This is a genomic window from Actinosynnema sp., from assembly GCF_052038725.1.
In genome coordinates, this window is the sequence record NZ_JBQGCX010000016.1 from 1 (window position 1) to 2,188 (window position 2,188).

1 protein-coding gene is annotated in these 2,188 nt (G+C 77.7%); it reads right to left on the reverse strand.

Going from position 1 to position 2,188, the window contains the following annotated elements:
• Window positions 1-1,872, reverse strand: a 1,872-nt coding sequence (locus ACTUAL_RS00270) for a class I adenylate-forming enzyme family protein (protein ID WP_440898841.1), incomplete at its 3' end; no start/stop codon positions are given.
• Between the last annotated feature and the right edge of the window lie 316 nt (window positions 1,873-2,188).

Sequence of the window (2,188 nt, forward strand, 5' to 3'; positions counted from 1 at the left end):
ACCGGACAGCGCGGGCGCGTCGTCGCCGCGCAGGTCGAGCACCACCGGCGCGCCACCGGGAGCCGGGGCGGTGGGCTCCGCCGTGACGGCCACCGGATGCCCGCCCGGCCGTGCCGCCGCCACCGGGGTCGACGCCTCGGCGGGCGTGGTCGCGGGCGCTGTCGCAGCAGCGGGCGTGGTCGCACGGGCAGGACCGGTCGCGGCACCGGCACCGGTCACAGCACTGGACGCGGTCGCGGCACCAGACCCGGCCACCGCACCGGGCGCGGTCGCGCCACCGGGCGCGATCGCGCCACCGGCCGCTGCGGCCAGCGGCACCCAGTCGGTGCGGAACAGCGCCCCCCGCTCACCGCTCGCCCGCAACCGCGCGGGCGTGTCCAGCAGCACCCTCCGGGTGATCTTCCCGGAGGCCGTGCGCGGCACCGACTCGATCTGGTACAGCTCCTCGGGCACCTTGTGGTACGACAGCCGCTCCCGGCACACCGCCAGCACCCGCGCCGGGTCGAACCCCTCCCCCGGCACCAGGAACGCCACCGGGACCTCGCCCAGCACGTCGTGCGGCCTGCCCACCACGGCGGCGTCCGCGACGCCCGGCACGGCCCGCAGCACCGCCTCCACCTCCGCCGGGTGCACCTTCTCGCCGCCGCGGACCACGACGTCGTCGATGCGCCCGGTGACCGCGTGGAACCCGGACTCGTCCCTGGTCGCCAGGTCGCCGGTGCGGTACCAGCCGTCGCGCAGCGCGGCGGCCGTCGCCTCGGGCCGGTTGTGGTAGCCGACCATGACGCTCGGCCCGCGCACCCACACCTCGCCCTCCGCGCCGGTCGGCGCGTCCAGGCCGGTGTCCGGGTCGACCAGCCGCACCGCCAGACCCGGCACCGGGAGGCCGCTGGAGCCCTCGACCCTGGGCCCGGTCGGCCAGTTCACGGTGATCGACCCGCACGTCTCGGTGCTGCCGTAGGCGTCGATGAGCGGCACGCCGAACCGCTGCTCGACGGCGGCCCGCAGCTCGGCCGTGGTGATCGCGCCGCCGACCAGCCCGACCCGCAGGTCGGGCGCGAGGAACCCGCGCTCACCGGCAGCGCGCACCAGGTGGTGGTAGGTCGTGGGCACGCCCGCGAGCACCGTGGAGCGCTCCTCGTGCAGCGCGGCCAGCACGTCCTGCGGGGAGCGCCCGTCGACCACGCGGGTGGTGGCGCCGACGGCGGTGGTGGCCAGCACCCCGGCGATGTGCGACAGGCTGTGGAACAGCGGCAGCGGCCACAGCACCCGGTCGTCCGGGGTCAGGCCGAGCACGGGCGCGTAGCAGGCGGCCACCGACCACAGGCAGTTGCGCTGGGTGGACAGCACGCCCTTGGGGGCGCCGGTGGTGCCGGAGGTGTAGAGCATCCACGCCAGGTCGTCCAGCTCCAGCGCGTCGTGCGCGGGCAGCGGGGCGTCAACGCCCGCGAGCGCCTCGTAGTCCCGGTCGACGTGCACGACCTCCAGCGCGGGCCGGGTGGCGCGGAGCCCGGCGAGCTGGTCGGCGTGCGCGGCGTCGGTGAGGACGAGCCGGGCGCCGCTGTCGTCGAGGAGGGCGCCCAGCTCGGCGTCGGTGGACACCGGGTTCAGCGGCACGCCCACCGCGCCCGCCCGCACCAGCGCCAGGTAGCACTCGACGGTCTCCACCCGGTTGCCCAGCAGGATCACGGCGCGGTCGCCGGGCAGCAGCCTGCGCGCGGCCAGGTGCCCGGCCAGCCTGCGCGTGCGCAGCTCCAGGTCGACCCAGGTGACGGCGCGGCGCGCGTCGCGGACGGCGACGCGGGCGCCGCGCTCGGCCGCGTGCTCGCGCAGCAGTTCGGGCAGGGGACGGATCAGGTCGCTTCGCAGCATCTCTCCCACATCCGGTTCGGGGGCCCGGTCATCCGCGCAGCCACCCACCTTGGCCCGTGCGCGAGGCGGGCGCACGGGCCTGGCTAGCCCGGACGGGGGAAGGAATTGCCGCCGGATTACCGACCGCGCCCCACCCGGTGGAAGGGGGTAAGCGGTGGGGCGGCTCCGGTGGGTCCGAGGGGGCGCGCAGCGCCGTCCCAGGGCCAGCGGCGGCCTCACCCGACGCCGTCACGCCCGTGGCGCGCGGGCAGCCGGGTCCGGGCCGACGACAGCGGTGGGGGGGGGGGGGGGGGGGGGGGGGCCCCCCCCCCCCCCC